23 protein-coding genes and 2 rRNA genes (1 of these 25 cut by a window edge) are annotated in these 26,648 nt (G+C 60.8%); 17 read left to right on the top strand and 8 right to left on the bottom strand.

The window, feature by feature from the left end:
• Position 1: 1 nt before the first annotated feature.
• The 11 genes from nuoE to HU736_RS01770 all read left to right on the top strand — a co-directional run bounded on the left by nuoE (position 2) and on the right by HU736_RS01770 (position 14,197).
• Complete coding sequence (nuoE, locus tag HU736_RS01820) at positions 2-499, top strand: NADH-quinone oxidoreductase subunit NuoE (RefSeq protein WP_186701575.1); 498 nt, start codon at positions 2-4, stop codon at positions 497-499.
• Positions 496-1,872: an NADH-quinone oxidoreductase subunit NuoF gene (gene nuoF, locus HU736_RS01815; RefSeq protein ID WP_101318384.1), complete on the top strand. Its 1,377-nt coding sequence runs from the start codon at positions 496-498 to the stop codon at positions 1,870-1,872. Before nuoE ends, nuoF begins: the two co-directional genes overlap by 4 nt.
• 134 nt (positions 1,873-2,006) lie before the next feature.
• Entirely contained in the window at positions 2,007-4,721 is a 2,715-nt protein-coding gene (nuoG, locus tag HU736_RS01810; protein WP_186701574.1) for an NADH-quinone oxidoreductase subunit NuoG, read from the top strand.
• On the top strand, positions 4,718-5,725 hold the full coding sequence (nuoH, locus tag HU736_RS01805) for an NADH-quinone oxidoreductase subunit NuoH (protein ID WP_101318381.1): 1,008 nt from the start codon (positions 4,718-4,720) through the stop codon (positions 5,723-5,725). The genes nuoG and nuoH overlap by 4 nt, the downstream gene beginning before the upstream one ends.
• 11 nt (positions 5,726-5,736) lie before the next feature.
• Positions 5,737-6,285 carry an NADH-quinone oxidoreductase subunit NuoI gene (nuoI, locus tag HU736_RS01800; RefSeq protein WP_101318379.1) on the top strand — a complete coding sequence of 183 codons (549 nt, stop codon included), beginning with the start codon at positions 5,737-5,739 and terminating at the stop codon, positions 6,283-6,285.
• 10 nt (positions 6,286-6,295) lie between these two features.
• Positions 6,296-6,796, top strand: coding sequence for an NADH-quinone oxidoreductase subunit J (gene nuoJ / locus HU736_RS01795; RefSeq protein WP_103436826.1), 501 nt, complete (start codon positions 6,296-6,298; stop codon positions 6,794-6,796).
• A gap of 3 nt (positions 6,797-6,799) precedes the next feature.
• Positions 6,800-7,108: an NADH-quinone oxidoreductase subunit NuoK gene (nuoK, locus tag HU736_RS01790; protein WP_103436825.1), complete on the top strand. Its 309-nt coding sequence runs from the start codon at positions 6,800-6,802 to the stop codon at positions 7,106-7,108.
• Positions 7,105-8,958 carry an NADH-quinone oxidoreductase subunit L gene (nuoL, locus tag HU736_RS01785; protein ID WP_186701573.1) on the top strand — a complete coding sequence of 618 codons (1,854 nt, stop codon included), beginning with the start codon at positions 7,105-7,107 and terminating at the stop codon, positions 8,956-8,958. The genes nuoK and nuoL overlap by 4 nt, the downstream gene beginning before the upstream one ends.
• Positions 8,959-9,007: 49 nt before the next feature.
• Positions 9,008-10,540: an NADH-quinone oxidoreductase subunit M gene (gene nuoM, locus HU736_RS01780; protein WP_101318371.1), complete on the top strand. Its 1,533-nt coding sequence runs from the start codon at positions 9,008-9,010 to the stop codon at positions 10,538-10,540.
• A 7-nt stretch (positions 10,541-10,547) separates the two neighbouring features.
• Positions 10,548-12,017 carry an NADH-quinone oxidoreductase subunit NuoN gene (gene nuoN / locus HU736_RS01775; protein WP_186701572.1) on the top strand — a complete coding sequence of 490 codons (1,470 nt, stop codon included), beginning with the start codon at positions 10,548-10,550 and terminating at the stop codon, positions 12,015-12,017.
• A gap of 131 nt (positions 12,018-12,148) precedes the next feature.
• A complete protein-coding gene (locus tag HU736_RS01770; RefSeq protein WP_186701571.1) occupies positions 12,149-14,197 on the top strand; it encodes a TonB-dependent receptor family protein in 2,049 nt (682 codons plus the stop codon).
• Between the two features lie 7 nt (positions 14,198-14,204).
• Here HU736_RS01770 and HU736_RS01765 read toward each other — a convergent pair whose 3' ends face one another.
• Entirely contained in the window at positions 14,205-15,266 is a 1,062-nt protein-coding gene (locus HU736_RS01765; protein ID WP_186701570.1) for an AI-2E family transporter, read from the bottom strand.
• A gap of 130 nt (positions 15,267-15,396) precedes the next feature.
• Between HU736_RS01765 and trhP the strand changes: the two genes are divergently transcribed.
• The 4 genes from trhP to HU736_RS01745 all read left to right on the top strand — a co-directional run bounded on the left by trhP (position 15,397) and on the right by HU736_RS01745 (position 18,834).
• Positions 15,397-16,731, top strand: coding sequence for a prephenate-dependent tRNA uridine(34) hydroxylase TrhP (gene trhP / locus HU736_RS01760; protein WP_186701569.1), 1,335 nt, complete (start codon positions 15,397-15,399; stop codon positions 16,729-16,731).
• A gap of 152 nt (positions 16,732-16,883) precedes the next feature.
• The gene (locus HU736_RS01755) at positions 16,884-17,312 is read left to right on the top strand and encodes a DUF411 domain-containing protein (protein ID WP_181109003.1); all 429 of its coding nucleotides are present in this window, start codon (positions 16,884-16,886) and stop codon (positions 17,310-17,312) included.
• Positions 17,313-17,322: 10 nt separating this feature from the next.
• On the top strand, positions 17,323-17,760 hold the full coding sequence (locus HU736_RS01750) for a YqaA family protein (protein WP_186701568.1): 438 nt from the start codon (positions 17,323-17,325) through the stop codon (positions 17,758-17,760).
• 75 nt (positions 17,761-17,835) lie between these two features.
• Positions 17,836-18,834, top strand: coding sequence for an alpha/beta fold hydrolase (locus HU736_RS01745; RefSeq protein ID WP_186701567.1), 999 nt, complete (start codon positions 17,836-17,838; stop codon positions 18,832-18,834).
• Between the two features lie 19 nt (positions 18,835-18,853).
• Here the strand turns inward: HU736_RS01745 and zapE are convergent, their stop codons facing one another.
• The 4 genes from zapE to HU736_RS01725 form a co-directional block, all read right to left on the bottom strand.
• Positions 18,854-19,960 carry a cell division protein ZapE gene (zapE, locus tag HU736_RS01740; RefSeq protein WP_186701566.1) on the bottom strand — a complete coding sequence of 369 codons (1,107 nt, stop codon included), beginning with the start codon at positions 19,958-19,960 and terminating at the stop codon, positions 18,854-18,856.
• A 46-nt stretch (positions 19,961-20,006) separates the two neighbouring features.
• A complete protein-coding gene (locus HU736_RS01735) occupies positions 20,007-21,158 on the bottom strand; it encodes a PQQ-dependent sugar dehydrogenase (RefSeq protein ID WP_186701565.1) in 1,152 nt (383 codons plus the stop codon).
• A 22-nt stretch (positions 21,159-21,180) separates the two neighbouring features.
• Positions 21,181-21,495 carry a hypothetical protein gene (locus tag HU736_RS01730; RefSeq protein WP_225912957.1) on the bottom strand — a complete coding sequence of 105 codons (315 nt, stop codon included), beginning with the start codon at positions 21,493-21,495 and terminating at the stop codon, positions 21,181-21,183.
• 144 nt (positions 21,496-21,639) lie between these two features.
• Positions 21,640-21,903 (bottom strand): hypothetical protein, encoded by a 264-nt coding sequence (locus HU736_RS01725; RefSeq protein WP_101318342.1) that lies wholly within the window; start codon positions 21,901-21,903, stop codon positions 21,640-21,642.
• A gap of 131 nt (positions 21,904-22,034) precedes the next feature.
• On the opposite strand from HU736_RS01725, the gene HU736_RS01720 reads away from it, so the two are divergent.
• Positions 22,035-22,352: an ElaB/YgaM/YqjD family protein gene (locus HU736_RS01720; protein WP_101318340.1), complete on the top strand. Its 318-nt coding sequence runs from the start codon at positions 22,035-22,037 to the stop codon at positions 22,350-22,352.
• Positions 22,353-22,382: 30 nt separating this feature from the next.
• On the opposite strand, the gene HU736_RS01715 is transcribed toward HU736_RS01720, so the two are convergent.
• A complete protein-coding gene (locus HU736_RS01715) occupies positions 22,383-23,000 on the bottom strand; it encodes a MiaE family protein (RefSeq protein WP_186701564.1) in 618 nt (205 codons plus the stop codon).
• A gap of 151 nt (positions 23,001-23,151) precedes the next feature.
• Here HU736_RS01715 and HU736_RS01710 point away from each other — a divergent pair, with 151 nt between their 5' ends.
• On the top strand, positions 23,152-24,015 hold the full coding sequence (locus tag HU736_RS01710; RefSeq protein WP_103436813.1) for a universal stress protein: 864 nt from the start codon (positions 23,152-23,154) through the stop codon (positions 24,013-24,015).
• A gap of 100 nt (positions 24,016-24,115) precedes the next feature.
• Here HU736_RS01710 and rrf read toward each other — a convergent pair.
• Positions 24,116-24,231 (bottom strand): 5S ribosomal RNA (gene rrf / locus HU736_RS01705).
• A 126-nt stretch (positions 24,232-24,357) separates the two neighbouring features.
• Positions 24,358-26,648 (bottom strand): 23S ribosomal RNA (locus tag HU736_RS01700); it runs 601 nt beyond the window's last position.

Genomic DNA, 26,648 nt, shown 5'->3' with positions numbered 1-26,648 from the left:
CATGAATAACACGCTTATCCAAACCGACCGTTTCGCCCTGAGCGAAACCGAGCGCTCGGCCATCGAGCACGAAAAGCACCACTACGAGGACCCGCGTGCGGCGTCCATCGAAGCCCTGAAGATTGTCCAGAAGCAGCGCGGCTGGGTCCCGGACGGCGCCATCTATGCGATTGGCGAGCTGCTCGGGATCCCTGCCAGCGACGTCGAGGGTGTGGCCACCTTCTACAGCCAGATCTTCCGTCAGCCGGTCGGCCGGCACATCATCCGTGTCTGCGACAGCATGGTCTGCTACATCGGCGGCCACGAGTCGGTGGTCAGCCAGATCCAGAGCGACCTGGGCATCGGCCTCGGCCAGACCACTGCAGACGGGCGTTTCACCCTGCTGCCGGTGTGCTGCCTGGGCAACTGCGACAAGGCCCCGGCACTGATGATCGACGATGACACCTTTGGCGACGTGCAGCCTGCTGGCGTGACCAAACTGCTGGAGGGTTACGTATGACCATCACTTCCTTCGGCCCGGCCAACCGCATTGCGCGCGCCGCCGAGACTCACCCGCTGACCTGGCGCCTGCGTGACGACGGCGAGCCGATCTGGCTCGACGAGTACCAGGCCAAGGACGGCTACGCCGCTGCCCGCAAGGCACTGGCGCAGATGTCCCAGGACGACATCGTTCAGACCGTCAAGGACGCCGGCCTCAAGGGTCGTGGTGGCGCCGGCTTCCCCACTGGGGTGAAGTGGGGCCTTATGCCCAAAGACGAATCCATGAACATCCGCTACCTGCTGTGCAACGCGGATGAAATGGAGCCCAACACCTGGAAAGACCGCATGCTGATGGAGCAACAACCCCATCTGCTGGTGGAGGGCATGCTGATCAGCGCCCGCGCCCTCAAGGCCTACCGCGGTTACATCTTCCTGCGTGGCGAATACACCACCGCCGCGAAAAACCTCAACCGTGCGATCGACGAAGCCAAGGCCGCTGGCCTGCTGGGCAAGAACATTCTCGGCAGCGGTTTTGACTTCGAGCTGTTCGTTCACACCGGTGCCGGGCGTTACATCTGCGGTGAAGAAACCGCGCTGATCAACTCGCTCGAAGGCCGCCGCGCCAACCCGCGCTCCAAGCCGCCCTTCCCTGCCGCCGTTGGCGTATGGGGCAAGCCGACCTGCGTGAACAACGTCGAGACCCTGTGCAACGTGCCGGCCATCGTTGGCAATGGCGTTGACTGGTACAAGTCGCTGGCCCGCGAAGGCAGCGAAGACCACGGCACCAAGCTGATGGGCTTCTCCGGCAAGGTGAAAAACCCAGGCCTCTGGGAACTGCCCTTCGGCGTGACCGCCCGTGAGCTGTTCGAAGACTACGCCGGCGGCATGCGCGATGGCTTCAAGCTCAAGTGCTGGCAGCCAGGCGGCGCCGGTACCGGCTTCCTGTTGCCTGAGCACCTTGACGCGCAGATGTACGCCGGCGGCATCGCCAAGGTTGGCACCCGGATGGGTACCGGCCTGGCCATGGCAGTCGACGACAGCGTCAGCATGGTGTCGCTGCTGCGCAACATGGAAGAGTTCTTTGCCCGTGAGTCGTGCGGCTGGTGCACACCGTGCCGTGATGGCTTGCCGTGGAGCGTGAAGATGCTGCGTGCGCTGGAGAACGGCCAGGGCAAGGCAGAGGACATTGAGACGCTGCTGGGCCTGGTCAACTTCCTCGGCCCTGGTCGTACCTTCTGTGCCCACGCACCGGGTGCCGTCGAGCCGCTGGGCAGTGCCATCAAATACTTCCGCTCCGAGTTCGAGGCCGGTGTCGCTGCTACCAGCGAGCATACCCTGCGCCCGGATTTGGCCAAGCCGATTCAGGTCGAACCGACTGTGGCCGGCGCGTAACACATTTGCATGCGGGTGGTCCGTGCCACCCGCCAGCCTCGCAGGCGCGCACGGTATTGATCGATGCGAGCCGCAGGCACACAGATTTCCATTAGCCACGCCCGCTCACGCGGGCCAACGAAGAACTTTGAACCATGGCCACTATCCACGTAGACGGCAAAGCGCTCGAAGTCAACGGTGCAGACAACCTCTTACAGGCCTGTCTGTCGCTCGGCCTCGACATCCCTTATTTCTGCTGGCACCCGGCGCTTGGTAGCGTCGGTGCCTGCCGCCAGTGTGCGGTCAAGCAGTACACCGACGAAAACGACGCCCGTGGTCGTATCGTCATGTCCTGCATGACCCCTGCCAGCGATGGCACCTGGATTTCCATCGAAGACGACGAGTCGAAGGCGTTTCGCGCCAGCGTCGTCGAATGGCTGATGACCAACCACCCGCACGACTGCCCGGTCTGCGAAGAAGGCGGTCACTGCCACCTGCAAGACATGACGGTAATGACCGGCCACAACGAGCGCCGTTACCGTTTCACCAAGCGTACCCACCAGAACCAGGACCTCGGCCCGTTCGTTGCACACGAGATGAACCGCTGCATCGCCTGCTACCGCTGCGTGCGCTTCTACAAGGACTACGCCGGCGGCACCGACCTGGGTGTTTACGGCGCCCATGACAACGTCTACTTCGGTCGCGTTGAAGATGGCGTGCTCGAGAGCGAGTTCTCCGGCAACCTCACCGAGGTCTGCCCCACCGGTGTGTTCACCGACAAGACCCACTCCGAGCGTTACAACCGTAAGTGGGACATGCAGTTTGCCCCAAGCATCTGCCATGGCTGCTCGAGCGGTTGCAACATCAGCCCGGGTGAGCGCTACGGCGAACTGCGTCGTATCGAAAACCGCTTCAACGGTTCGGTCAACCAGTACTTCCTGTGCGACCGTGGCCGCTTCGGTTATGGCTACGTCAACCGCAAGGACCGTCCGCGCCAGCCGCTGCTGGCCGATGGCAACAAGCTGAGCGTCGATGCTGCGCTGGACAAGGCTGCCGACCTGCTGCGCGGCCGCACCATCGTTGGTATCGGTTCGCCACGAGCCAGCCTTGAAAGCAACTACGGCCTGCGCGAGCTGGTCGGTGCCGAGTACTTCTACTCCGGTATGGAAGCTGCCGAGCTCAAGCGCGTGCGCCTGGTGCTGGACGTGCTCAACAACAGCCCGCTGCCGGTGCCGACCCTGCGCGACATCGAAGACCACGATGCGGTGTTCGTACTCGGTGAAGACCTGACCCAAACCGCAGCGCGCGTCGCCCTGTCGGTTCGCCAGGCCACCAAAGGCAAGGCCGAGGCCATGGCCGACGCGATGCGCGTGCAGCCGTGGCTCGACGCCGCAGTGAAAAACATCGGTCAGCATGCGCTGTACCCGCTGTTTATCGCCAGCCTGACTGAAACCAAGCTCGACGACGTCGCTGAAGAGTGCGTGCACGCCGCCCCCGCCGACCTGGCGCGCCTGGGCTTCGCCGTTGCCCACGCAATCGATCCAAGTGCTCCAGCGGTAATCGGTCTGGACGACGACGCCAAAGCCCTGGCCCAGCGTATCGCCGATGCATTGGTCGCTGCCCAGCGTCCGCTGGTGGTGTCGGGCGTTTCCCTGGCCGAACCTGCATTGATCGAAGCCGCCGCCAACATCGCCAAAGCCCTCAAGCTGCGCGAGAAGAATGGTTCGCTGAGCCTGGTGGTGCCTGAGGCCAACAGCCTCGGCCTGGCCATGCTCGGTGGCGATTCGGTGGACGCTGCGCTGGATGCGGTCATCAGCGGCAAAGCTGACGCTATTGTCGTTGTCGAAAACGACCTGTACGCCCGTGTTCCGGCGGCCAAGGTCGACGCTGCTCTGGCTGCGGCCAAGGCGGTCATCGTTGCCGACCACTCCAAGACCGCCACCAGCGAGCGCGCTCACCTGGTCCTGCCGGCGGCATCGTTTGCCGAAGGCGACGGTACCCTGGTCAGCCAGGAAGGCCGCGCCCAGCGCTTCTTCCAGGTGTTCGACCCAACCTACATGGACAGCAGCATCCAGATCCACGAAGGCTGGCGCTGGATGCACGCCCTGCGCGCAACCCTGCTCAACAAGCCGGTCGACTGGACTCAGCTGGACCACGTCACCAGCGCCTGCGCTAGCGCCACGCCGCAACTGGCCGCGATCGTCAACGCCGCGCCTAGCGCTGCGTTCCGCATCAAGGGCCTGAAGCTTGCCCGTGAGCCGCTGCGCTACTCCGGCCGTACGGCCATGCGCGCCAACATCAGCGTGCACGAGCCGCGTACTCCGCAAGACAAGGACACCGCGTTCGCCTTCTCCATGGAAGGCTACTCGGGTTCGGTCGAACCGCGCCAACAAGTGCCGTTCGCCTGGTCGCCGGGCTGGAACTCGCCGCAAGCCTGGAACAAGTTTCAGGATGAGGTCGGTGGCCATCTGCGTGCAGGTGACCCAGGCGTGCGTCTGATCGAGTCGCAGGGTGACCGTCTGAACTGGTTCAGCGCGATCCCGGCAGCGTTCAGCCCGGCCCGCGGTACCTGGACGGCGGTGCCGTTGTTCCACCTGTTCGGCAGCGAAGAAACCTCCTCGCGCGCTGCACCGGTGCAAGAGCGCATCCAGCCGGCCTATGTGGCCCTGGCCAAGTCCGAAGCAGACCGCCTCGGCGTCAACGAAGGCACGCTGCTCAGCCTGACCGTCGCTGGCGTCTCGCTGCGCCTGCCGCTGCGTATCAATGAACAGCTGGGCGCAGGCCTGGTCGCGTTGCCGAAAGGCCTGGCCGGGATTCCACCGGCCATCTTCGGTGCATCCGTCGAAGGCCTGCAGGAGGCAGCACAATGACCTGGTTCACCCCCGAAGTGATCGACGCGATCATCGCCGTGGTCAAGGCCGTTGTGGTCTTGCTCGCGGTAGTGGTCTGCGGCGCGCTGCTCAGCTTTGTCGAGCGGCGCCTGCTGGGCTGGTGGCAGGACCGTTACGGTCCGAACCGGGTTGGCCCGTTCGGCATGTTCCAGATCGCAGCCGACATGCTGAAGATGTTCTTCAAGGAAGACTGGAACCCGCCGTTCGTTGATCGGGTGATCTTCACCCTGGCACCCGTAGTGGCCATGAGCGCACTGCTGATTGCCTTCTCGATCATCCCGATCACCCCAAGCTGGGGTGTTGCCGACCTGAACATCGGCCTGCTGTTCTTCTTCGCCATGGCCGGCTTGTCGGTCTATGCGGTGTTGTTCGCAGGCTGGTCGTCGAACAACAAGTACGCCCTGCTCGGTGCCCTGCGGGCCTCGGCGCAGACCGTGTCGTACGAAGTGTTCCTGGGCCTGGCGCTGATGGGCGTGGTGGTGCAGGTCGGCTCGTTCAACATGCGCGACATCGTCGAGTACCAAGCGCAGAACCTGTGGTTCATCATTCCGCAGTTCTTTGGCTTCTGCACCTTCTTCATCGCTGGCGTGGCCGTGACTCACCGTCACCCCTTCGACCAGCCAGAGGCCGAGCAGGAACTGGCCGACGGTTACCACATTGAATATGCCGGCATGAAGTGGGGCATGTTCTTCGTCGGTGAGTACATCGGCATCATCCTCATCTCGGCGCTGCTGGTAACGCTGTTCTTCGGTGGCTGGCATGGCCCGTTCGGCATCCTGCCGCAGGTGCCGTTCCTCTGGTTCGCCCTGAAGACCGCGTTCTTCATCATGCTGTTCATCCTGCTCCGTGCGTCGATCCCGCGTCCGCGCTACGACCAGGTGATGGATTTCAGCTGGAAGTTCTGCCTGCCGCTGACCCTGATCAATTTGCTGGTGACCGCTGCGATCGTGCTTTACAACACGCCAGCCGTCGCGGCCCAGTGAGGATTTGACCCATGTTCAAGTATATCGGCGACATCGTTAAGGGCACCGGCACGCAGCTGCGCAGCCTGGCCATGGTGTTCTCCCACGGGTTCCGCAAGCGCGACACCCTGCAATACCCAGAAGAAGCTGTGTACCTGCCGCCGCGCTACCGCGGCCGCATCGTCCTCACCCGCGACCCCGATGGTGAGGAGCGTTGCGTAGCCTGCAACCTCTGCGCGGTGGCCTGCCCGGTCGGCTGCATTTCGTTGCAGAAGGCCGAGACCGAGGACGGTCGCTGGTACCCGGAGTTCTTCCGCATCAACTTCTCGCGCTGCATCTTCTGCGGCCTGTGCGAAGAAGCCTGCCCGACCACCGCAATCCAGCTGACTCCGGATTTCGAAATGGCCGAGTTCAAGCGTCAGGACCTGGTGTACGAGAAAGAAGATCTGCTGATCTCCGGCCCCGGCAAATACCCTGACTACAACTTCTACCGTGTTGCGGGCATGGCAATCGCTGGCAAGCCGAAAGGCGCTGCACAGAACGAAGCCGAGCCGATCAACGTGAAGAGCTTGCTCCCATAAGGACAGAAAGATGGAATTCGCTTTCTACTTTGCATCCGGGATTGCCGTGGTTTCCACCCTGCGGGTGGTTACCGGCACCAACCCCGTACACGCCCTGCTCTACCTGATCATTTCGCTGATTTCCGTGGCGATGATCTTCTTCTCGCTGGGTGCACCGTTTGCCGGTGCCCTGGAAGTGATCGCGTACGCCGGCGCCATCATGGTGCTGTTCGTGTTCGTGGTGATGATGCTCAATCTGGGGCCGGCTTCGGTCGCCCAGGAACGCGGCTGGCTGACCCCAGGGATCTGGGCCGGGCCTGTGCTGCTGGGCGCCTTGCTGCTGGCTGAATTGCTCTATGTGCTGTTCGTTGCGCCAAGCGGCGCGGGCATCAGCGGCACCACCGTGGAGGCCAAGACCGTCGGCATCAGCCTGTTCGGTCCGTATCTGCTGGTGGTCGAACTGGCTTCGATGCTGCTGCTTGCGGCGGCCGTCACCGCCTTCCATTTGGGCCGCAACGAGGCGAAGGAGTAAATCATGGGTGCTATCCCGATGGAACACGGCCTGGCAGTCGCCGGCATTCTGTTCTGCCTTGGTCTGGTTGGCCTGATGGTCCGCCGCAACATTCTCTTCGTGCTCATGAGCCTGGAAGTCATGATGAACGCTTGTGCGCTGGCGTTTATCGTCGCCGGCGCGCGTTGGGTACAGCCCGACGGCCAGGTCATGTTCATTCTGGTGATCAGCCTGGCAGCCGCCGAGGCCAGCATTGGCCTGGCGATCCTGCTGCAGCTGTATCGCCGCTTCCACACTCTCGACATCGATGCTGCCAGTGAGATGCGCGGATGAACCTTCTCTTCCTGACTTTCGTCTTCCCGTTGTTGGGCTTCCTGCTGCTGTCGTTCTCGCGCGGGCGGTTTTCGGAGAACCTCTCGGCGCTGATCGGCGTTGGCTCGATCGGCCTTTCGGCTGCTGTCTCGGCCTATGTCATCTGGCAATTCAACGTTGCCCCGCCTGAGGGCGGCGCCTACAGCCAACTGCTCTGGCATTGGATGTCGGTGGATGGCTTTGCGCCGAGCTTCACCCTCTACCTGGACGGCCTGTCGGTGACCATGCTTGGCGTGGTCACCGGTGTCGGCTTCCTGATCCACCTGTTCGCCTCCTGGTACATGCGTGGCGAAGCCGGCTACTCGCGCTTCTTCTCGTACACCAACCTGTTCATCGCCAGCATGCTGTTCCTGATCCTGGGCGATAACCTGCTGTTCATCTACTTCGGCTGGGAAGGCGTGGGCCTGTGCTCGTACCTGTTGATCGGTTTCTATTACAGCAACCGCAACAACGGTAACGCCGCACTCAAGGCCTTTGTCGTGACCCGTATCGGCGACGTGTTCATGGCCATCGGCATGTTCATTCTGTTCGCCCAGCTGGGTACCTTGAATGTGCAGGAACTGCTGGTGCTGGCACCGCAGAAGTTCCAGGCTGGTGATACCTGGATGGTACTGGCAACGCTGATGTTGCTCGGCGGTGCGGTCGGTAAATCGGCGCAGCTGCCGTTGCAGACCTGGTTGGCTGACGCCATGGCTGGCCCGACGCCAGTTTCGGCACTGATCCACGCCGCGACCATGGTCACGGCTGGCGTCTACCTGATCGCGCGTACCCACGGCTTGTTCGCCCTGGCGCCGGATATCCTCCACCTGGTCGGTATCGTTGGCGGTGTGACCCTGGTACTGGCCGGCTTTGCCGCGCTGGTGCAGACCGACATCAAGCGCATCCTCGCCTACTCGACCATGAGCCAGATCGGCTACATGTTCCTGGCCCTGGGCGTTGGTGCCTGGGAAGGCGCGATCTTCCACCTGATGACCCACGCCTTCTTCAAGGCGCTGCTGTTCCTTGCCTCCGGTGCGGTGATCGTTGCCTGCCACCACGAGCAGAACATCTTCAAGATGGGCGGTCTGTGGAAGAAACTGCCACTGGCCTACGCCAGCTTCGTGGTCGGTGGTGCGGCGCTGGCTGCCCTGCCGATCCTGACCGCAGGCTTCTACTCCAAGGACGAGATCCTCTGGGAAGCGTTCGCCAGCGGCAACAGCGGCCTGCTCTACGCTGGCCTGCTCGGCGCGTTCATGACCTCGCTGTACACCTTCCGCCTGATCTTCATTGCCTTCCATGGCGAAGCCAAGACCGAAGCCCATGCTGGCCACGGGATTTCCCACTGGCTGCCACTGGGCACGCTGATCGTGCTGTCGACCTTTGTCGGTGCCTGGATCCATCCACCACTGGCGGGTGTGCTGCCGCAGAGCGTCGGCCATGCCGGTGGCGAAGCCAAGCACAGCCTGGAAATCGCCTCGGGCGCCATCGCCATCGCCGGTATCCTGCTGGCGGCCATGCTGTTCCTAGGCAAGCGTCGCCTGGTCACGGCCATCGCCAACAGCGGCATCGGTCGCCTGCTCACGGCCTGGTGGTTCGCCGCCTGGGGCTTTGACTGGATCTACGACAAGCTGTTCGTCAAACCTTACCTGCTGATCTGCCACTTGCTGCGCAAGGACCCGGTAGATCGCGGCATCGGCCTGATTCCTCGGCTGGCACGTGGCGGTCATGTCGCCATGAGCAAGACCGAGACCGGCCAGCTGCGCTGGTACACCGCTTCGATCGCCGTAGGTGCAGTACTCGTACTCGGCGCCGTGCTGGTGGCTGCGGTATGACTTTCACACTTGCGAACCTTGCGACTTTGCCAAAGGAAACGAACCCGTCATGATTTTGCCTTGGCTGATCCTGATTCCCTTCATCGGCGGCTTCCTGTGCTGGCTGGGTGAGCGCTTCGGCTCTACCCTGCCGCGCTGGATTGCACTGCTGACCATGTCCCTGTTGCTCGGTATCGGCCTCTGGCTGTGGGCCAACGGTGACTACACCCTCGCCCCTGCTCCGGGCGCCGAACCTGCCTGGGCCTTCGAATACAAAGTCGAATGGATCAAGCGCTTCGGCATCAGCATCCACCTGGCGCTGGATGGTCTGTCGCTGCTGATGATCCTGCTCACCGGCCTGCTCGGTGTGCTTTCGGTGCTGTGCTCGTGGAAAGAAATCCAGCGCCACGTCGGCTTCTTCCACCTCAACCTGATGTGGATTCTGGGTGGCGTGGTCGGTGTGTTCCTGGCACTGGACCTGTTCCTGTTCTTCTTCTTCTGGGAAATGATGCTGGTGCCGATGTACTTCCTCATCGCGCTCTGGGGTCACAGCTCGGCGGATGGCAAGAAGACCCGGATCTACGCGGCGACCAAGTTCTTCATCTTCACCCAGGCCAGCGGTCTGATCATGCTGGTGGCGATTCTCGCCCTGGTACTGGTCAACTACGGCAACACTGGCGTCATCACCTTCAACTACAGCGACCTGCTCAAGGCCGACCTGCCGGCCGGTACCGAGTACCTGCTGATGCTGGGCTTCTTCATTGCCTTCGCGGTGAAGCTGCCGGTAGTGCCGTTCCACTCGTGGTTGCCTGATGCTCACGCCCAGGCGCCGACTGCCGGTTCCGTCGACCTCGCCGGTATCCTGCTGAAAACCGCTGCCTATGGCCTGCTGCGCTTTGCCCTGCCGCTGTTCCCGAACGCGTCGGCCGAGTTTGCCCCGATCGCCATGACCCTGGGCTTGATCGGTATCTTCTACGGGGCCTTCCTGGCCTTCGCGCAGACCGACATCAAGCGCTTGATCGCCTTCTCCAGCGTCTCGCACATGGGCTTCGTGCTGATCGGTATCTACTCCGGCAGCCAGCAAGCCCTGCAAGGCGCGGTGATCCAGATGCTGGCCCACGGCGTTTCGGCTGCCGCGCTGTTCATCCTCAGCGGCCAGCTGTACGAGCGCCTGCATACCCGTGACATGCGTGAAATGGGCGGTCTGTGGCACCGTATTGCCTACTTGCCAGCCATCAGCCTGTTCTTTGCAGCTGCTTCGCTGGGCTTGCCGGGCACCGGCAACTTCGTCGGCGAGTTCCTGATCCTGATCGGCAGCTTCGCCCACGTGCCGTGGTTCACCGTGATTGCCACCACTGGCCTGGTGTTCGGTTCGGTCTACTCGCTGATCATGATCCACCGCGCCTACTTCGGCCCAAGCAAGTCCGAGACTGTGCTTGCTGGCATGGACGGCCGCGAGCTGATCATGGTGCTGGGCCTGGCCGTATTGCTGATCGTGCTCGGCGTCTACCCGCAGCCGTTCCTCGACACCTCTGCCGCCACCATGAGTGGCGTGCAGCAGTGGCTCGGTTCCGCATTCACTCAACTCGCTTCGGCACGGTAAGAGCGCTATGGAATTCACCACTCAACACTTCATTGCATTGGCGCCGATGCTGATCACCACCCTCACCACGGTTGTGGTGATGCTGGCGATCGCCTGGAAGCGCAACCACTCGCAGACCTTCCTGCTGTCGACCATCGGTCTCAACGCTGCACTGCTGTCGATCCTGCCAGCACTGAAAGTCGCACCGTTGGCGATCACCCCGTTGATCACCATCGATAAGTTCGCCTGCCTGTACATGGCGATCATGCTGGTCGCTACCCTGGCCTGCGTAACCCTGGCCCATGCTTATCTGGGCGAAGGCTCCAAAGGCTACCCGGGTAACCGCGAAGAGCTCTATCTGCTGCTGCTCATGTCGGCACTGGGCGGCCTGGTGCTGGTAAGCGCCAACCACCTGGCGGGCCTGTTCATCGGTCTGGAGCTGCTCTCGGTGCCGGTCTACGGGCTGGTGGCGTACGCGTTCTTCAACAAGCGATCGCTGGAAGCCGGTATCAAGTACATGGTGCTGTCGGCTGCAGGTTCTGCGTTCCTGCTGTTCGGTATGGCGCTGCTGTATGCCGATGCAGGCACCCTAAGCTTCGACGGTATCGCCAAGGCGCTGGCCAGCACCAACATGCCAAGCCTGCTGGCTCAGATGGGCCTGGGCATGATGCTGGTCGGTCTGGCCTTCAAGCTGTCGCTGGTACCGTTCCACCTGTGGACCCCGGACGTCTACGAAGGCGCCCCGGCGCCTGTCGCAGCGTTCCTGGCCACCGCCAGCAAGGTTGCCGTGTTCGCGGTGCTGATGCGTCTGTACATGATCTCGCCTGCTGCCAGCAGCGGTGTGCTGAGCACCGTGCTGGCGGTAATCGCCGTGGCCTCGATCCTGATCGGTAACCTGTTGGCGCTGACCCAGAGCAACCTAAAGCGTCTGCTCGGTTACTCGTCCATCGCCCACTTCGGCTACCTGCTGATCGCCTTGATCGCCAGCAAGGGTCTGGCCATGGAAGCCATGGGCGTGTACCTGGTCACCTACGTGATCACCAGCCTCGGCGCGTTTGGTGTGATCACCCTGATGTCCTCGCCATACGCCGGCCGTGACGCCGACGCCCTGTACGAGTACCGCGGCCTGTTCTGGCGCCGTCCGTACCTGACTGCGGTGATGACCGTGATGATGCTGTCGCTGGCGGGGATCCCGCTGACTGCAGGTTTCATCGGCAAGTTCTACATCATCGCCACTGGCGTCGAGTCGCAACTGTGGTGGTTGGTCGGTGCACTGGTGATTGGTAGCGCCATCGGCGTCTACTACTACCTGCGCGTCATGGTCACCCTGTACCTGGTCGAGCCGAACCTGCGTCGCCACGACGCGCCGCTGAAGTGGGAGCAGCAGACCGGTGGCGTGATGCTGCTGGCAATTGCCCTGCTGGCGTTCGTGCTTGGCGTGTACCCGCAACCGCTGCTGGAGATGGTTCAGCAGGCAGGTCTGCACCTGATCGGCTGATTGCGCTGATCATCGACAAAACCCCGCTTCGGCGGGGTTTTGTTATTTCAGGGGGTCAATAAACAAAGCTGTGCTTCGTTTGAGAGTTGTAGCGTCAGAACTGCGCTCATCGACCGGAAGCCGTTTTTGCCATGCGCCCTACCCTGCCCCTTTCCCTGCTGACTGTATTGATCAGCAGCGCTGCTCTGGCCGATGGCCGGATCGAACTCGACCCACTCCTGATCGCCGATCAACCACAGAGTGAACTCGACGCTGCGGCCGAGCGCCTGCGCGAGACGCCGGGGGCGAGCAACCTGATCGACATGCAGCGGGTAGGCCAAGGGCGAGTTGCCAGCAACCAGGACGTACTGGCTTATCAGCCTGGTGTGTTTGCTCAGTCGGCCGGCAACGACGGCATCAAGCTGTCGATCCGCGGCTCGGGCATCAACCGCGCACCCGGAGCGCATGGTTCGGGCGTGTACACGATGTTCGACGGCCTGCCATTGACCGGGCCTGGCGGCACGCCGTACGAGTTGTTCGAGCCGTTATGGCTGAGTCGGGCCGAGGTCCTGCGTGGCGCCAATGGCTTCGATCGAGGCGCGCTGGCCCTGGGCGGTGCGGTCAACTATGTCACCCACACCGGTTACGATGCCGACCGCCTGCAGTTGCGCTATGAGATCGGTAGCCGCGGCTATGCCCGTCGGCACATCAGCTCAGGCCAGGTACTGGGCAACCTCGACTACTACGTAGCCCTGACCGACGCTGAATATGATGGCTACCAGCGGCACAGCAGCGGCAGCGCCAAGGGTTTCGCTGCCAACGTCGGCTACCGCTTCAACCCCAATCTGGAAACGCGCTTCTACCTGCGTTACCGCGAGACCGAAAACGAGTTGCCTGGGCGTTTGACCCAGGCACAGATCAAGCACAACCCGCGCGCCGCCAACCCCGCCTACCTGGCCCGCGACGACAGCCGGCCGCAACCGGGCAGCACCTGGGTGGCGAACAAGACCACGTTCTTCCTCGACGATGATTCACGTCTGGAAGCCGGACTGGTCTATCACGACTTCCCGATGGACCTGCGCGAAGGTCCGATGCGTTTGAAGGTGGCGTACAGCGATGTCAGCGGCACGCTCAACTACACCCGTCGTGACACCGTGTGGGGACGCGAGAGCAAAACCACCATTGGCTGGCGGACCACCAAACACCTGCCCAACAGCGGTGCTTCGCAGTTCGCCCGCAATGGCGACATCATTGGCCCGCGTAGCCGCGATTTCAGCTATCAAGGCTCGGACACGGTGCTGCATATGGGCAACGATCTGGAGCTGATCCCGGATCTGTGGCTGACCACCGGCCTGGCCATGATCTACACCCGCCGTGAGAGCGACGTTAGCTATCCCGCCAGTGGCGGTAAGGTCAGCCAGCACGATTGGGACTACGCCCCGCGGATCGGCCTGCGCTACGACTGGCAGCCGAACTTGCAGCTGTACGGCAACCTCAGCCGTTCGGTCGAGCCGCCGCACCCGTGGTCGCTGATCTGGAGTTCTACGGTTGCGACCCAGCCAATCAAGATGCAAAACCAGACGGCGACCACGCTCGAGCTTGGCGCGCGAGGCGACTCGGCCGTCGGCCGCTGGGATCTGGCTTGGTATTACGCTCAGGTTCGCCATGAGCTGCTGGCGGTTGAACTCGTACAAGGCTTGCCTGCCAAGGAGTTCAATGCCAGCGCAACGGTGCATGAAGGGGTCGAGGCCAGCCTGGACAGCACCCTCTGGGAACAATCCGGCAGCGGCAAGCTAAGCCTGCGCCAAGCCTATACCTTCAGCGATTTCCACTACCGCGATGACCAGCGCTTTGGCGACAACCGCCTGCCTGGCCTGCCCGTGCACTACTACCAGGCCGAGCTGCGCTATGACTGGCCGAGCGGCTTCCATGTCGGCGTCAATACACAGATGGCGTCCAAGGTGCAGGTCGACTATGCCAACAGCAACCACGCCGATGCCTATGCCCAGTTCGGTGCGCGACTGGGTTGGGATTCACCGCAACAAGACTGGCAAACCTGGCTCGACCTGCGCAACCTGACCAACAAGCGCTACAGCGCCAGCGTCACCCCGGGTTATGACGATCAAGGCAGCGACCAACCCCGGGCGACGCCCGGGGAAGGATTCGGCGTGTATGCAGGTGTGTCCTATAGCCTGAAGTAAGGCAGATTCAGGGCAACTGCACTTGCGGCTTGGTTTCGGTAAAGATGGTCCAGCTGGAAATGAACAACGCAGCGATCAACGGCCCGATCACGAAACCGTTGAGGCCGAATACCGCCAGGCCGCCCAGGGTCGATACCAGGATCAGGTAGTCGGGCATGCGCGTGTCGCGCCCGACCAGGATCGGCCGCAACACGTTGTCGACCATACCGATCACCAACACACCAAAGGCCGTCAGCACCACACCCTGCCAGGTTGCCCCGGTCAGAATGAAGTAGGCCGCAACCGGTGCCCAGACGATCCCCGCGCCAACTGCTGGCAGCAACGACAGAAACGCCATCAGCACTGCCCAGATCAACGCACTGGGGATATCCAGAATCCAGAAGATCACTCCGCCCAGCGCACCCTGCGTAATCGCTACCAGCAGGTTGCCCTTGACCGTGGCGCGCACCACGCGGTTGAACTTCAGTTGCAGGCGGCGCTTTTGGTCCTCGGGCAGCGGTACCGCCAGGCGCACTTTGCGCGCCAACTCCGGGCCTTCACGCAAGAAGAAGAACAGGATGTAGAGCATGATGCCGAAGCTGACGAGGAAATCGAACGTGCCCTGGCCAAAGCTGAACGCCTGACTGGCCAGGATCTGGCTGCCTTGCCCGGCCCACTTGCTGATCTTGTCGCGCAAGCCATCGAGGTTACCCATGCCCATCTGGTCAAGGCTGTGCTGCGCGAACGCTGGCAGCATGTTCTTGCCTTGCTCAACGTAACCGGCGATGTCCAATTGGCCGCTCTCGATGCGTTGATACAGCGAGGCGCCCTCCTGTACCAACAGCGCACTGGTGAAGATCACCGGCAAGATGGCGATCAGCAGACAGATCAGCAACGACACACCGGCGGCGAGGTTGCGCCGGCGGTTGAAACGGATCAACAGGTTGCGCTGCAACGGGGCAAACAGAATGCCCAGAATCACCGCCCAGAATATCGCGCCGTAATACGGCAGCATGATCCAGACGAAGGCAATGGTGACGGCGGCCAGCAGCACGGCCAGTGCCCTGTTCTGTAGTGCGGTTTGGTTCATGAGCATTCCTCGGGGATTCAGACCTTTAGTGCAGCAGAGATCGGAAAAAGTGCCCTGCGAGGGTTGATCCAGATCAATGCGCTTGAATTGGCCAGCCACTACCATCCGCGCCCTTTGCTCCGGTGCGCCCATGACCTCTCTCGCCAAGCCTGAATTGCTCGCCCCTGCCGGCACGCTGAAAAGCATGCGCTACGCCTTTGCCTACGGCGCCGACGCGGTGTATGCCGGCCAGCCGCGCTACAGCCTGCGGGTGCGCAACAACGAATTCGACCATGCCAACCTGGCCTTGGGCATCAACGAAGCGCACGCCTTGGGCAAGCAGTTCTACGTGGTGGTCAACATCGCCCCGCACAACGCCAAGCTGAAGACCTTCCTCAAGGACCTTGCTCCGGTGATCGCGATGGCGCCCGATGCGCTGATCATGTCTGACCCGGGCCTGATCATGCTGGTGCGCGAGCACTTCCCACAGATGCCGGTGCACCTGTCGGTGCAGGCCAACACGGTCAACTGGGCGAGCGTGCGCTTCTGGCAGCAGCTTGGCCTGAGCCGAATCATCCTCTCGCGCGAGCTGTCGCTGGAAGAGATCGAGGAGATCCGCCAGCAGGTACCCGATATGCAGCTGGAGGTGTTCGTCCACGGCGCCCTGTGCATGGCCTACTCAGGGCGCTGCCTGCTGTCGGGCTACCTGAACAAGCGCGACGCCAATCAGGGCAGTTGTACCAATGCCTGCCGCTGGAAGTATCAGGCCACTGCGGCGGTGGAGAACGTCAGCGGCGACATCGTCCATGAAGTGCAACCGACTCTTGGCCTGGGCGCCCCGACCGAGCAGGTGTTCCTGCTTGAAGAGGCCAATCGGCCCGGTGAAGCCCTGCCGGCGTTCGAGGACGAACACGGCACCTACATCATGAACGCCAAGGACCTGCGCGCCGTACAACACGTCGAGCGGCTGACGCGCATGGGTGTGCATTCGCTGAAAATCGAAGGCCGGACCAAATCGCATTTCTACTGCGCTCGCGCGGTGCAGTCCTACCGCCAGGCCATCGACGATGCCCTGCAGGGGCGGCCGTTTGATCGCAGCCTGATGGACAACCTTGAATCGCTGGCCCAGCGTGGCTACACCGAAGGCTTCCTGCGCCGCCATGTGCACGATGAATACCAGAACTACCAGCGCGGCAATTCGATGTCCGAGCGACAGCAGTTCGTCGGTGAGCTGACCGGTGTGCGGGTCGAGGGCCTGGCCGAGGTCAAGGTCAAGAACCGTTTTGCCCTTGGCGATCAGCTGGAGCTGATGACACCCCGCGGCAACTACCATTTCGAACTGAGCCGCCTGCACGATCGGCAGCAGCGCGAGATCGAGGTAGCGCCTGGCGACGGCCATGTGGTGTATCTGCCTATCCCTGAGCAGGTGCCACTTGAGTACGCGTTGCTGATGCGTGATCTGGACGGTGCTGCGCCTGCCGGCTGACAGCGCTGTAATGACTGCGTCAGCTTGCTGTCAGGTGACTTGCGCCATGCTGGCCGTTTTTGACCTGCCTGCAGCAGGCAGATGCCGGTTGCGTTAAGCTGCAGCCGAGCCTGCCGCCTGCAGGCGACCGCCCCTTGCCGAGGAATTTGACCATGCTGCGTACTCGCCTGATTGCTCTGGGCCTGCTGGCCTTCACTGGCCTTGCTCAGGCTGCCGAGACCATCGACGTTTACCGTGACCCCAACTGTGGCTGCTGCAAGCAGTGGATCAGCCACCTGCGCGATAACGGTTTTACCGTCAATGACCACGTCGAGCCGAACATGAGCGCCGTGAAACAACGCCTCGGGGTGGCGCCGCGGCTGGCCTCCTGTCATACCGGTGTCATCGATGGCAAGTTCGTCGAAGGCCATGTGCCGGCCGAACAAGTGCGCCTGCTCGCCAAACGCAACGACCTCAAGGGCGTGGCAGTACCCGGCATGCCGATGGGTTCGCCGGGGATGGAGATGGGCGATCACAAAGATTCCTACCAGGTGATCGGCGTGACCCATGAGGGTAACGACGAGGTCGTGGCCAGCTACTGAGCCGCGGCCGATGATGAGCCTTGCGGCGTTGTTCCTCAGCGCCTTCGGCGCCGCTACTCTGCTGCCGTTGCAGTCCGAAGCGGTGCTGGTCGGGTTGTTGCTGCGCGAGCCGCAGGCCTGGTTGACCTTGCTGCTGGTCGCCACCCTGGGCAATGTCCTGGGCTCGGTGGTCAACTGGCTGCTCGGCCGGGCGGTGGAACGGCTGCGTGGGCACCGCTGGTTCCCGTTCAGTGGTGCCCAACTGGAGGGTGCCCAGCAACGGTACCAACGCTGGGGCCAGTGGTCGCTGTTGCTTAGCTGGATGCCGGTGATCGGCGATCCTCTGACGCTGATTGCTGGCATCATGCGCGAGCCATTCTGGCGTTTTCTGCTGCTGGTGACAGTCGCCAAGTGTGGGCGTTACCTGGTGGTAGTGCTGGTTACCCTGGGCTGGGTTAACGGCCAGTAACACCTTTGCCGCTTGTTGCGCGTGTCGGGCTGCTACAGTCGCTTTTTCCTACATGGTCCTACACGGAGTGCCCCCATGCTGCGCGCAACCGCCCTGGCCCTCGCCTGCCTAATCGGCAGCACGGCGTTCGCTGCCGAGTCGCCCACCTATGGGCAGCAACTCGAAGGCTTCGACTACCCCTATCCGCTCCAGCATTACGACTTCACCTCGCAAGACCAGGCCTTGCAGATGGGCTATATGGACGTCCCCGCCGAAGGCAAGGCCAACGGTCACAGCGTGGTGCTGATGCACGGCAAAAACTTCTGCGGCGCAACCTGGGAAAGCAGCATCGATGCGCTCAGCAAAGCCGGCTACCGGGTCATCGTGCCGGACCAGATAGGGTTCTGCACGTCGAGCAAGCCTGCCTATTACCAATACAGCTTCCAGCAGCTGGCGAGCAACACTCACGCCCTGCTCAAGCAGTTGGGGGTCGAGCAGGCGATCATTCTCGGCCACTCCACTGGCGGCATGCTTGCCACCCGCTATGCGCTGATGTATCCGCAGCAGGTCGCGCGCCTGGCGATGGTCAATCCAATCGGCCTGGAAGACTGGAAAGCCCTAGGCGTACCTTACCGAACGGTCGATCAGTGGTATCAACGTGAGCTCAAGCTGGACGCCGAGGGCGTGCGCAACTACGAGCGCAAGACCTATTACGCCGGCCGCTGGAAGCCCGAATACGAGCGCTGGGTGCAGATGCTGGTTGGCTTGAATCAGGGTCCTGGGCATGAGCGCGTGGCATGGAACTCGGCGTTGATCTACGACATGATCTTTACCCAGCCGGTTTATTACGAGTTCCAGAACCTGAAGATGCCGACCTTGCTACTGATTGGCGATCAGGACACTACCGCGATTGGCAGCGACATTGCCCCGGCTGAGGTCAAGGCGAAGCTGGGCAACTACAAGGCGCTGGGACCGCAGGCGGCCAAGCTGATCCCGCAGGGCGAAATGATCGTCTTTGAGGGGATGGGCCACGCGCCGCAAATCGAAGAACCGCAGCGCTTCCACAAGACCTTGATCGACTGGCTGCAGAAATGAACCTGCTCTGAGCGGACCGTTAGCCGAAGCGTTGCAACTGCATTTCCCGTAACCGGCTCAAGGTGCGCTGATACGGGAATGCCAGGTAGCCCTTTGTATAGAGCGCATCCAACGGCACTTGAGCCTCAAGGTAGAGGGCAACGCGGCGGTCATAGCACTCGTCGACCAAAGCGATGAAGCGGCGCACGCTATCGTCTTTGGCTGACAACGTCGGCAGCTGGCGATCGCCGGCAGCTACTCGCTCGGCAGCATCTTCGGTGCCCCGTGCAATGCGCCCGGCGCGCTGTTCGCCGCCTAGCGCAGGGATAGCATCGATAAGGATCGCCGAAAACTGATCACACAAGGCCATGAACTCGATGGCCGACAACGGTTGCTCGCACAGATCGCTGAAGTGACACCAAATGGCCTGGGCACTGCGGCGCACCACGCGGATTTGTCGCGAACCTAATTGCAGCGGCTGGGCACACCCAGCGTCCCCGGCACTCAATTGCTCGAACAGCGTGCCGAAGGTACTGGTCGCGTTGTCTGCTATACACCAGTAACGCTGACGCGCGAGGCCTGGGTGCAGACGGTGATCCTGTCCGCCGGCGACCGGCAAAATCTGCATATGCCGCTGCATCGCCTCAATGGCGGGCAGGAAGCGGTCACGATTGAAGCCGTCCAGGTACAGCTCGGTCGGTGGTTGATTGGAGGTGGCGACGATCACCACGCCGTGCTCGAACAGCTCGCTGAACAATCGGCCAAGGATGATCGCGTCGCCGATGTCGTTGACGAACAGCTCATCGAAGCACAGCACGCGAATCTGCCCGGCCAGCTCACTGGCCAATGCTCGCAGCGGGTCAGCGGTGCCATTGAGCTGGAAAAGCCGCTGATGTACCCAGGCCATGAAGTGATGAAAATGCTGACGCCTTGCGGGTATTTGCAGGCAGCGATGAAACTGGTCCATCAGCCAGGTCTTGCCGCGACCGACCGGTCCCCATAGGTAGACGCCCGGGCCGGCCTGGTCAGTCTGCAAGGATTCGAAGCACCGCTGAAGGGCGGCTAGGGCATTGGCCTGCGCAGGATCGGCAACGAAGCCGTCCTGCTGCAAAGCCTGCTGATAGAGCGTTTGCGGATCGATAGCCATGTGCCAGTGAGCGCTTGGGAAAACGCCATGGTACCTGTTATCGCGATTACTGGTCGTTGCTCAAGCCAACTTTCAGCAGCGCGCCGTCTTTGGCGTCGGTCAGTACATACAGGTAGCCGTCAGGCCCTACGCGCACATCACGAATTCGCGCCTTCAGTTCGCCCAGCAGCCGCTCTTCGTGCACCACCTTATCGCCCTTGAGCTGCAGGCGGATCAGCTCTTGAGTGGCCAGTGCACCGATGAACAGGTTGTGGTCCCAGGCCTTGAACGTAGGACGGTCGTAGAACGCCATGCCGCTGATGCCTGGTGATTTCTCCCACACATGATGGGGATCGACCATGCCGTCAACGTGCTTGCCCTTGGCCTCTGGAATCGGCAACAGCGAGTAGTTGATGCCATGGGTAGCAATCGGCCAACCGTAGTTCTTGCCAGCCTGGGGAATGTTGATCTCGTCACCACCGCGCGGCCCGTGCTCATTGGTCCAGAGCTCGCCGCTCCACGGATTGAGCGCTGCGCCCTGCTGATTGCGATGGCCAAACGACCAGATCTCGGGGCGAACGTCTGACTTGCCAACGAAGGGATTGTCTTTGGGTACCTCACCATCGGGGAGGATGCGCACGACCTTGCCTTGGAGCTTGTCCAAGTCCTGCGCGGTGGCGCGCTGGTTGTTCTCGCCAAGGGCGATGAACAAATAGCCGTTCCGGTCGAATACCAGCCGCGAGCCGAAATGGTTGCCTTCGGACAGCTTCGGCATCTGGCGGAATATCACGGTGAAATTGTTGAGACGCGCGCGGTCGGCCGAGAGCTGGCCGCGGCCAACCGCAGTACCGGCCTTGTCATCGTCGCCTTCTTCGGCGAACGACAGGTAGACCGTGCGGTCCTTGTCGAAGTCTGGCGACAGCACTACATCGAGCAGGCCGCCCTGCCCTTGCGCCCAGACCTTGGGGACGCCGCTCAGGGGTGGCCCGACCTTGCCTTCAGCGGTCACCAGACGCAGGTTGCCAGGGCGTTCGGTGACCAGCATGTCCTTACCGCCTGGAAGAAACGCCAGGCCCCAAGGATTACGCAGGCCATTGGCGACTGTGCTGACGGTGATCTCACCCTCTTCGCTGGGAAATTGCTGCTCGGAGGCGGCGTGGGCAAATACGGGCAGCAGCGCTGCGACGGTCAAGCTGGTCAACCAGTATCGTGGAGTCATGCGGAGTTCCTTGCAGAAAAGCTCACGGCGCGCGTTGGCTGTCACGCGGCGGGCGACTGGGTTCGAGGCGTGGGGTCTGTTGTTGGCGGCGCAAATTGTCACCATTGCCGATACCGCGATGGTCCAGCGTCGGTGGACGTGGCATGGGCTGGGTGGAGGGCCCGCGCACGGGTGGGGTATCAGGCGCACTGCCCTGCCGGCTATTGGGGTTGGCGCGCTGAATCGGGCTGTTGTAGGGGTTGTTGTTGGCAGCCAGCACACTGGTATCAGCGAATGCGACGCTGCCAGGTAACGCCAGCAAAAAACCAAGGCCAAGGACTGGCCAGACAGATTTCATGTGCCACCTCCAAAAACGAAAAATCCACGCTCAGGCGTTGGATAGCCTAGGGCGTGGCAGGTTCGTATTAAAAGTGCGAATTCGTGTGCAGATGCTTCCTGACGTGTCTAGCGGCTGAGGGCCGCCACTGACAGCAGCACCTGATCAGCGATTGGCGTTGGCGGCGGCCATCATTTTATTGACCTCGCTACGGACCATGATCGCAAAATCCTGCGGCGTCATCGCATCTAGCTCGGCGCGGACCCACTCGGCCCATTTGCCCTTGCGACGAGACTTCTCGGAAATCAAGCGACCGGCTTCAGCCTTGACCTTGCCAAGGTTGCTCTGCCAATACTCGAACAGTCGCGCTTTCTCCGCTTCGATCTGCGCCCGTTCTTCAAAGCTTCTGTTGGCCAGATTGAAACTCATGAAAATCTACCCTGCTGCATGAAATTTGCCGGCTATCTTACACTGATGCGGCAATCGGCCGGAACGTCTGCGCAACTTTCCCGCCGCGCAGGTATCCATTGTTCTAACCATCACCGAACGAGGAGCTGTTCATGGCCCGGAAAACCACCCAAATCGATACCGATCAGATCAAGGACCAAGTCTTCAGCGAGCTGCAGTCGTTGATTGAAGAGTCCGAGCGTCTGCTCGAGCAAAGTGCATCGCTGATTGGTGAAGAGGCCGATACCCTGCGCGCCCAGATCAGCCAGAAGCTGAGCCAGGCTCGTCAGGCTGCCACCTCGGTACGCGACCGTGCGCAGCCGGTGGTCGAAGCCACTCAAGATTATATCGGTGGTCACCCGTGGCAGACCGTTGCTGTGTCTGCAGGCTTCGGTCTGGTAGTCGGCTTGCTGCTGGGCCGTCGTTCGTAATACTGGCGAGATCGCTGGCTCAGCCGCTGATCAAGCGGCGAGGGCCAGCGGTATACCACTGTGAAAGCGCAATTCCTGATCTGTTGAACAGATCAACTTTGCTTCAGCCTCGCGTACCTTCTCCACCACGCGCGCGATGTCGGCCTCATCGCCATACTGATTGGCGAGCTTCAGATAGCCGAGAAAATGCCGCGCTTCGCTGTTCAGCAAGCCGTGGTAGAACGTCCCCAACTCTTCATCCAGGTGCGGTACAAGTGCGGCAAAGCGCTCGCAGCTGCGCGCTTCGATAAAAGCACCCACTACCAGCGTATCGACCAACTTGACCGGCTCGTGGGAGCGAACCAGCTTGCGCAAGCTGGACGCATAGCGCCCTGCCGAGACCGGCCGCAGCGGCACGCCACGACGTTTCATCAGGCGCAGTACCTGCTCGTGGTGAACCAGCTCCTCGCGTGCAAGGCGCGACATCATGTTGATCAGGTCGAGGTGTGCGTTGTACTTGGCAATCAGGCTCAACGCTGTGCTGGCAGCCTTGAATTCACAATTCTTGTGATCGATCAGCAGCGTCTCCTGATCGGCCAGTGCTGCTTCGATCCAGGCATCAGGGGTGCGACAACCGAGAAAGGCTTGGACTTCGGGAATCAGGGACATAATTTCACGGCAACTGAACAGCGGCAGGGTCGGCGATTATACCGAGGGCAGCGGCGATCGCCAGCGACTATGCTTGATATACGTCAAACGGCAACGGTAAGCGCGCCGTCTATAGTCAGGCATCGGCGAGCCATTCTAGGAGTCCATGCTCATGCAACAGGTCAGAAGCATTCTGGTTGTACTCGATCCAGACCATGCCCACAGCCGGGCGCTGACCCGGGCCAAGCTGATTGCCGGGGTGACGGGCGCCCGTATGCATTTGCTGATGTGCGACAAAAAGCACGACCATCAGGCACTGCTGAGCGTGTTGGCGGGCCAACTGCAGGAAGACGGCTACGACAATATTAGCTTTGAGCAAAGCAGGCACGATGTTGTACATGAGGCCGTCATCCAGGCCCAGCAGGCCGAGGGTTGCGACTTGGTAATCAAGGAGCATCGTCCGGATAACCCCCTGAAGAAAGCACTACTCACCCCTAGCGACTGGAAGCTACTGCGTCAGTGCCCTTGCGCGGTACTGATGGTCAAGAGCGAGCAACCCTGGACCGGTGGGGTGATTCTGGCAGCGGTCGACGTGGGCAATCATGATGAGGAACACCGTCTATTGCATGCGAGCATTATCGATCACGGTTTTGGCATCGCCAGCCTGGCCAAAGGCGAACTGCACGTGATCAGTGCCCACCCCTCCCCCATGCTCTCCGCAGCGGATCCGGTGTACCAAAACCGGGACAGTATCGAACAACGCTATCGCGAGGCGTGCAGCGCGTTTCAAGCTGAGTTCGATATCACTGATGATCGCCTACACATTGCTGAAGGGCCGGCAGATGTGCTGATTCCTTACACCGAGGATAAATACAAGGCCGTGGTGACGGTGATCGGCACCGTTGCCCGTACGGGTATCTCCGGCGCATTGATTGGCAACACTGCTGAAGTGGTGCTGGATAAGCTTGAAGGTGATGTATTGGTACTGAAGACCGAGCAGGTGATTGCGCACCTTGCGGAGTTGGCTCGGGACTGAAGCTGCCTTGATTGGGGCCGCTATGTAGCCGCAGATTTCCGGCTCCCGGAAAAGACAAAACCCCTACCTGCTCGCGCAGATAGGGGTTTTGCGAAATGAATCTTGACGATGACCTACTCTCACATGGGGAGACCCCACACTACCATCGGCGATGCATCGTTTCACTACTGAGTTCGGGATGGGATCAGGTGGTTCCAATGCTCTATTGTCGTCAAGAAATTCTGTAGCCAGAACGTCCAGATGAACGGCCCAGCAAATTCGGATATGTGATGTTTGTGTACGAATCTTCGGCGTTTCGTCTTCACCACCGCAACCTGCATGAGCAAATTGCTTGGGTGTTATATGGTCAAGCCTCACGGGCAATTAGTATTGGTTAGCTCAACGCCTCACAGCGCTTACACACCCAACCTATCAACGTCGTAGTCTTCGACGGCCCTTCAGGGGATTCTAGATCCCAGTGAGATCTCATCTTGAGGCAAGTTTCCCGCTTAGATGCTTTCAGCGGTTATCTCTTCCGAACATAGCTACCCGGCAATGCCACTGGCGTGACAACCGGAACACCAGAGGTTCGTCCACTCCGGTCCTCTCGTACTAGGAGCAGCCCCTCTCAAATCTCAAACGTCCACGGCAGATAGGGACCGAACTGTCTCACGACGTTCTAAACCCAGCTCGCGTACCACTTTAAATGGCGAACAGCCATACCCTTGGGACCGGCTTCAGCCCCAGGATGTGATGAGCCGACATCGAGGTGCCAAACACCGCCGTCGATATGAACTCTTGGGCGGTATCAGCCTGTTATCCCCGGAGTACCTTTTATCCGTTGAGCGATGGCCCTTCCATACAGAACCACCGGATCACTAAGACCTACTTTCGTACCTGCTCGACGTGTGGGTCTCGCAGTCAAGCGCGCTTTTGCCTTTATACTCTACGACCGATTTCCGACCGGTCTGAGCGCACCTTCGTACTCCTCCGTTACTCTTTGGGAGGAGACCGCCCCAGTCAAACTACCCACCATACACTGTCCTCGATCCGGATAACGGACCTGAGTTAGAACCTCAAAGTTGCCAGGGTGGTATTTCAAGAGTGGCTCCATGAGAACTGGCGTCCCCACTTCAAAGCCTCCCACCTATCCTACACAAGCAAATTCAAAGTCCAGTGCAAAGCTATAGTAAAGGTTCACGGGGTCTTTCCGTCTAGCCGCGGATACACTGCATCTTCACAGCGATTTCAATTTCACTGAGTCTCGGGTGGAGACAGCGCCGCCATCGTTACGCCATTCGTGCAGGTCGGAACTTACCCGACAAGGAATTTCGCTACCTTAGGACCGTTATAGTTACGGCCGCCGTTTACCGGGGCTTCGATCAAGAGCTTCGCTTGCGCTAACCCCATCAATTAACCTTCCGGCACCGGGCAGGCGTCACACCCTATACGTCCACTTTCGTGTTTGCAGAGTGCTGTGTTTTTAATAAACAGTCGCAGCGGCCTGGTATCTTCGACCGGCAAAAGCTTACGGGGTAAACCCTTCACCTTCGCCGGCGCACCTTCTCCCGAAGTTACGGTGCCATTTTGCCTAGTTCCTTCACCCGAGTTCTCTCAAGCGCCTTGGTATTCTCTACCTAACCACCTGTGTCGGTTTGGGGTACGGTTCCCGATTGTCTGAAGCTTAGGAGCTTTTCTTGGAAGCATGGCATCAACCACTTCGTCGCCTAAAGGCAACTCGTCATCAGCTCTCGGCCTTGAGATCCCGGATTTGCCTAAGATCTCAGCCTACCACCTTAAACTTGGACTACCAACGCCAAGCTGGCCTAGCCTTCTCCGTCCCTCCATCGCAACAATCGGAAGTACAGGAATATTAACCTGTTTTCCATCGACTACGCTTTTCAGCCTCGCCTTAGGGACCGACTAACCCTGCGTCGATTAACGTTGCGCAGGAAACCTTGGTCTTTCGGCGTGCAAGTTTTTCACTCGCATTGTCGTTACTCATGTCAGCATTCGCACTTCTGATACCTCCAGCAAGCTTCTCAACTCACCTTCACAGGCTTACAGAACGCTCCTCTACCGCATCACCAAAAGGTGATACCCGTAGCTTCGGTGCATGGTTTGAGCCCCGTTACATCTTCCGCGCAGGCCGACTCGACTAGTGAGCTATTACGCTTTCTTTAAAGGGTGGCTGCTTCTAAGCCAACCTCCTAGCTGTCTAAGCCTTCCCACATCGTTTCCCACTTAACCATGACTTTGGGACCTTAGCTGACGGTCTGGGTTGTTTCCCTTTTCACGACGGACGTTAGCACCCGCCGTGTGTCTCCCATGCTCGGCACTTGTAGGTATTCGGAGTTTGCATCGGTTTGGTAAGTCGGGATGACCCCCTAGCCGAAACAGTGCTCTACCCCCTACAGTGATACATGAGGCGCTACCTAAATAGCTTTCGAGGAGAACCAGCTATCTCCGAGCTTGATTAGCCTTTCACTCCGATCCACAGGTCATCCGCTAACTTTTCAACGGTAGTCGGTTCGGTCCTCCAGTTAGTGTTACCCAACCTTCAACCTGCCCATGGATAGATCGCCCGGTTTCGGGTCTATACCCAGCGACTAAACGCCCTATTAAGACTCGCTTTCGCTACGCCTCCCCTATTC

Source organism: Pseudomonas shirazensis, assembly GCF_014268785.2.
GTDB lineage: Bacteria > Pseudomonadota > Gammaproteobacteria > Pseudomonadales > Pseudomonadaceae > Aquipseudomonas > Aquipseudomonas shirazensis.
The sequence above is the reverse complement of the archived record's forward strand: the minus strand, read 5'-3'. Positions and strand labels throughout refer to the sequence as shown.